The sequence below is a fragment of the Microcystis sp. LSC13-02 genome (assembly GCA_002282935.1).
Classification (GTDB): Bacteria; Cyanobacteriota; Cyanobacteriia; order Cyanobacteriales; family Microcystaceae; genus Microcystis.
On the sequence record MTBT01000154.1, the window covers coordinates 1 to 6021 of the forward strand.

The following is a 6021-nucleotide window of genomic DNA, read 5'->3' on the forward strand; positions in this document are numbered from 1 at the left end:
TAACAACTCTTACCCGTTTAATCTGTTGCTCTGAATAATAAACTAATGTCTTTTGACTACACCATAAATCAAATTCTCCTGCTTTAAAACCGTCAGTAAATCTGATTTTACGTCGATCATCTGATAGTTTGTAGCCTGTTAGTTTATACTCAACGGAACGACTATGCTTTTTGAACCGAGGAAAACCCTTTTTCCCTAGTATTTTAGCATGACAATTCTGATAAAACCGATTAATTGATTGCCAGGCTCTATCGGCAGCCGATTGACGAGCTTGAGAGTTTAATTTATTAACCCAAGGGGTCTCTTTATTGTTAGCTAGTACCGCACAAAGCTTTTGGAGATCATTGCGGGTTGTTCCTTTATTTTCTATCCAATGACGAACACAAGAGTTACGCACAAACTGAGAAGTTCTGATAGCTTCATCGAGTTTCTGATATTGCTCTGGTGTTCCGTTTTTTAGCTTTGCTTCTACGACTAGCATCTAACAATCCTCGACCCTTGGAAACCGCACTAAGGCAGTTTTATCCCAAATCCAGTTAGCAAAACCCAGTTATCATCAGGGACCACTGAAGTGGTCACTAGAAACAAGAAGGTTTGTCCACTGCACTAGATCAGGGGGATTTGGTGTTACCCTGACGATTGCGTATCGATATCCTCACCCATACCCGAAGTCGATCCCAACGATTGGACAGTCTCAGATGGTCAATAAGTCTAACCGATTGTCTTACCTCTGCTCAGACTATCGAACGAGGTTTTCCGACCTTGATAGTCCTGAGTCGGCGTTTGATAATCTAACCTTTGATGGAATCTTAGCTTATTGTAGCACTTTATACAGATATGTGGTCCGCGATGCTTTTTTCTCTCTTAGCGTTGCTCAAATAAAAATACCTGATCTTGCGCGTAACTCAATTTAAACCCAGGCGATCGCTGCAAGCCTCCGATCAGATGGCTGACAACCGACGGCGACTCGTCCAACCGGGATGGCGCTGGTTAAGCAGGACATAATCAAACTGCTGCAAGTCAATCTCGGTGCTATCTACTTTCGTCAACTGGAGGTTGAGACGGTGGGTCAGGTGAGGAGCAATTTGGGAAGTCGTCAGGACAATTTCCAGGCTATCAAAGACAACTACTATAAAATAACTTTACATTTCTTTTATCACTTTTGGAAAATGCTATTCTTGTAGATGGGACAAAAGAACTAAAAATCTCCATTGATGCCAATTGGATAATTTAAGCGCATCTTATGATAGTCTAAATCTTTTCTTAAAGATGGCAGTAGGAAAGAGCGATCGAGAATGATTAAGGACAAAAATCAGCAAACCTATAGAGACCCTAGTATTGTCAGTTATTATGCCCAATTAACCGCGCTACAGCCGGCAGAAAGGACAATTTTAACCCGGCTGCAAGAGCGTTTATCGACGATGAAAATGCTTGATTTAGGGGTAGGTGCGGGACGGACTACGAAGTATTTTGCACCTCTTGTGGGAGAATATATCGGTGTTGATTATTCTGCGGAAATGATCGCCGCTTGTCGTCAAAAATTCCCCCATTTAGTCTGGCAAGTGGCCGATGCTAGAAATCTAGAACAATTTGCGGATAATTATTTTGATTTTATTCTCTTTAGTTTTAATGGCATTGATTATATTTCCCCTGCTGACCGTTTCCTAGTTTTAGAGGAAATTAGTCGCCTTGGTAAACCGGGTGGTTATTTCTGTTTTTCTAGTCATAATCTTCAGGGAATTATCCCAGAATTCGATTGGAAAAAAAAGATTAGTTTGAATCCTTTTAGTAGCTATGTCAATTTAGTCATCTGGGCGATTTTGCGTGCCTGTAATCCCTCTCTTAGCTACAAACAGTTATTGACTGCTGACTATGCAATTATTCGGGATGAACCCCATAATTTTCGTCTCCAAAATTATTACGCCACACCCAAAGAACAATTAAGACAGTTAAGGTCTTACTTTCAAGATATTAAAATTTATTCTTGGAAAACTGGTCAGGAAATTAAGAGCGAACAAGAGTTAAATACTAATCTTGATCATTGGCTTTATTATCTCTGTGTTGTTCCCTAATATTATCCGGCTTTTTTGGGGGATATTGAAGTAATGCTTGGGCAAGATAATGACCAGTGTAGGATTTTTCGCATTTAGCCACGGTTTCCGGTGTTCCCACCGCGATTAATTCTCCTCCCTTGTCCCCTCCTTCTGGTCCCAAATCAATAATCCAATCGCTACAGCGAATCACGTCGAGATTATGTTCGATGACGATAATCGAATTACCTTTATCGACCAATCTTTGTAACACATCTAAGAGATGATGCACATCATAAAAAGATAATCCCGTAGTCGGTTCATCGATCAAATATAGGGTTTTTCCCGTGGCCCGTCGGGATAATTCGGCCGCTAATTTCACCCTTTGCGCTTCTCCACCGGATAAAGTGGGAGCGCTTTGACCGAGTTTACAGTATCCTAAACCCACATCCACGAGAGTTTGTAATCTGGTGGTGGCCCGGGGGACATTTTCAAAGACCTTTAATGCTTCCTCGATCGTCATATCTAAGACATCGGCGATCGAATAACCTTTATACTTAACCTGTAGGGTTTCCCGATTGTAACGCGCCCCTTTACACACATCACACTGCACATAGACATCGGGGAGAAAATTCATCTCGATGACGTTTACTCCTTGGCCTAGGCACGCTTCACAGCGTCCTCCTTTAACATTAAAAGAAAACTGCCCTGCTTTGTAACCTCTAGCTTTTGCTTCGATGGTTTCGGTGAAAATCTCGCGAATAATGTCAAAAACCCCCGTATAGGTGGCAGGATTTGACCGAGGAGTGCGTCCTATCGGTGATTGGTCAATGACAATTACTTTATCAACCGCGTCCAATCCTGCCACTTTATCTAACTCTTTGGGGAAGGGAGTTAAACGGGTTAAATGATGTTGTAAAGCCGGATATAATAACTCATTAATTAAGGTGGATTTGCCCGAACCAGATACTCCCGTAATCGAGACTAATTTTCCTAAAGGAATCGTTACATCAATATTTCTTAGGTTATTTTGATGGCAATTTTTTAAGACTAAAGCATTACCATTCCCTTCCCTTCTTTGGGGAGGAGTTTCTATAACTTTGCGTCCCGATAAGTAGGCCCCTGTTATCGATTTTTTGGACTTTAAAAGGGTTTTAAAACTGCCTTGACAGATGATTTCTCCGCCATGAATCCCCGCTTTCGGACCGATATCGACCACATAATCGGCTGCCCGAATCGTTTCTTCATCGTGTTCGACGACAATTAAAGTATTACCTAAATCTCGTAATCTTTGCAGGGTTTCTAACAGTTTACTATTATCTCTTTGGTGTAATCCGATGCTAGGTTCATCGAGAACGTATAGTACTCCTGTTAATCCCGAACCGATTTGAGTGGCTAATCGAATTCGTTGGGATTCTCCCCCGGATAAAGTCATCGCCGGTCGATCGAGGGTAAGATAATCTAATCCCACATCGATTAAAAATTGTAGTCTCGCTTTGATTTCTTTGAGGGCTAATTCTCCAATTAATGCTTGTCTTGGGGTTAAATGACAATCATTAATTCTCTGCAAACAATCCCGAATGGTAACTCCGGTAAAATCCGTGATCGTATATTGTCCTAAACGTACCGATAAAGCTTCCGGTTTTAATCTTTTTCCGTGACAAACTTCGCAGGTTTGGTTAACAATATATTTCTCTAGTCTTTGTTTAATAACTTCCGAGGTGGTTTCTTGATAATTCCTATCTAAGATATTGATAACTCCCGCAAATTCTCGATAGTAACCGCGACCAGTATCATAACGGTAATCATCTTCAAAATAGATCGGTTCTTTACTCCCATAGAGAATGATATCTTGCTGGGTTTTTGTTAGTTTCTGCCAAGGGGTTTGAATTTCAAAACCTAAAGCTTGCCCTAAACCGTAGAGGAGAGAAAGATAGTAGGAGTTATCCTTATCTGACCAAGGGGCAATAGCCGAATAAACCGGTTGTTTCGGGTCAGGAATGACTAAATCTGCCGAAAATTTTCGTAAACTGCCCAATCCGTGACAGTTGGGACAAGCACCATAGGGAGAATTAAAAGAGAATAAACGGGGGGATAATTCCTCCATAACTGCCCCGTGTTCGGGACAGGCAAATTTCTCGGAAAAGACAATTTCTTTGGTAACTTCGGGATTATCTTCGTTATTCTCATCGAGAATTTCCACAATCGCTACACCATCGGAATGCTTTAAACAAGTGGTTAAAGAATCTACTAATCTTTCCTGTAAACCCTCTTTTTTGATCAGGCGATCGATAACAATTTCAAGATCATGAAGATGTTTTTTATCTAACTCGATGCCCTCGGATAATTCTACTACCTTGCCGTCAATCCGCACCCGGGCAAAGCCTTGGGAGGCTAAACTAGAGATTAATTGCTTATGAGTGCCTTTTTTGCCGCGAATTACCGGGGCTAAGATTTGAAAACGGGTTTTCTCGGCTAATTCCATCACTCGATCGCACATTTGATCGATGGTTTGGGGGGCAATATTGCGATCGCAATGGGGACAATGGGGTTCACCGGCACGACCGAACAATAAACGCAAGTAATCGTAAATTTCCGTTACAGTTCCCACACTAGAACGGGGATTGTGGGAAGTGGATTTTTGGTCAATGGAAATAGCCGGACTTAAACCCTCGATCGCATCCACATCGGGTTTATCTAATTGTCCTAAAAATTGGCGCGCGTAGGCGCTGAGGGACTCCACATAGCGGCGCTGTCCCTCCGCAAAAATAGTGTCGAAAGCGAGGGAAGATTTGCCCGATCCCGAAACTCCCGTAAAAACAATCAACTGATTGCGGGGTAATTCGAGATCAACATTTTTGAGATTGTGTTGTCGGGCGCCACGGATACGGATCGAGTCAGTTTGAGCCATCGGACGGTGCCAAGTAGTCCTTAATAATCATAGCTTTGACGAATGGGTTTCAGCTACTAAGTAGGTAGGTGTTAAAAATTGTCAGATACCCCCTTATTAAGGGGGGATGGAAGGCAAAATCCATCTTCTATTTAATTAAAACCACTTACTTAGAAAACCAGTCTTCTATCATATCAGAAGATTATCGGGGTTAAACCGCCCGTTCGAGAAACTCGCGCATATCTCGATCGGCCGCAGGACAACAGCTATGACTCGCTTCTTCTTCTAAATGGGCTAAAACTGGGCAATTAATCCGATAATCTGGTTCTTTTGACCGTTCTAGCCGCAATTCGTACACTTGTTTTTCCAGTTGTTCGATGCGGTCCACCAAAGCGCGAATAGCCACCGCTTCCGAGTCGAGTAAATCACCGTGTTCGAGAGGTTCCACCCGCGTCCCGGCCCGATAGATTAAACGACCGGGGACACCAACAACGGTACAATCGGCGGGAATATCGCGCAGGACCACAGAACCAGCACCGACGCGAACGTTATTACCCAGATAAATATTACCTAAAACCTTGGCCCCAGCGCCGACCACCACATTTTCCCCTAGAGTCGGGTGACGTTTACCGCTTTCTTTCCCCGTCCCTCCTAAAGTAACTCCTTGATAGATCAGGGCATAATCACCGACAATGGCCGTTTCTCCGATGACAACTCCCATGCCATGGTCGATAAAAACACCCTGACCTATTTGGGCCCCGGGGTGAATTTCGATACCAGTCAGAAAACGGGCAAGATGGGAAATTAAACGGGGAATAAAGGGAATCCCGATCTGATATAGCCAATGGGCGAAGCGATGGCACAGTAAAGCCTGTAATCCGGGATAACAAAACATTACCTCTAACCAGTTGCGGGCAGCGGGGTCACGTTCAAAAATGATCTTAAAATCGGCTAGGAGAGTAGATAACACGAGTCTTGATTCCATATTGATCGAGCTTATACTAAACCATGTTATCGAAAATTTGGGTTAAAACCCCGTCCTTTGAGGACGGCTTTAAGCTACAATGGAAAAAGCGATAACCAAGCTAAAAACTGAACCTT

The 6021-nt window shown here is 42.9% G+C and carries 4 protein-coding genes; 1 reads left to right on the forward strand and 3 read right to left on the reverse strand.

Going from position 1 to position 6021, the window contains the following annotated elements:
• Window positions 1-481 (reverse strand): nuclease/transposase family protein (locus BGL89_RS09225; RefSeq protein WP_502692612.1); only part of this gene is annotated, 481 nt, incomplete at its 3' end.
• A gap of 814 nt (window positions 482-1295) precedes the next feature.
• On the opposite strand from BGL89_RS09225, the gene BGL89_RS09230 reads away from it, so the two are divergent.
• Window positions 1296-2072, forward strand: a complete 777-nt coding sequence (locus BGL89_RS09230; protein WP_286825461.1) for a class I SAM-dependent methyltransferase — start codon at window positions 1296-1298, stop codon at window positions 2070-2072.
• Here the strand turns inward: BGL89_RS09230 and uvrA are convergent.
• Together uvrA and cysE are read right to left on the reverse strand one after the other, a co-directional pair.
• Window positions 2029-4941, reverse strand: coding sequence for an excinuclease ABC subunit UvrA (uvrA, locus tag BGL89_RS09235; protein ID WP_286825462.1), 2913 nt, complete (start codon window positions 4939-4941; stop codon window positions 2029-2031). The two genes, BGL89_RS09230 and uvrA, sit on opposite strands and share 44 nt — an antisense overlap.
• 190 nt (window positions 4942-5131) lie before the next feature.
• Window positions 5132-5905, reverse strand: coding sequence for a serine O-acetyltransferase (gene cysE, locus BGL89_RS09240; protein ID WP_286825463.1), 774 nt, complete (start codon window positions 5903-5905; stop codon window positions 5132-5134).
• Window positions 5906-6021: the final 116 nt, after the last annotated feature.

Coding starts and splice junctions, on each gene's coding strand:
- BGL89_RS09230 (WP_286825461.1), top strand. CDS start 1,296: ATGATTAAGGACAAAAATCAGCAAACCTATAGAGACCCTAGTATTGTC.
- cysE (WP_286825463.1), bottom strand. CDS start 5,905: ATGGAATCAAGACTCGTGTTATCTACTCTCCTAGCCGATTTTAAGATC.
- uvrA (WP_286825462.1), bottom strand. CDS start 4,941: ATGGCTCAAACTGACTCGATCCGTATCCGTGGCGCCCGACAACACAAT.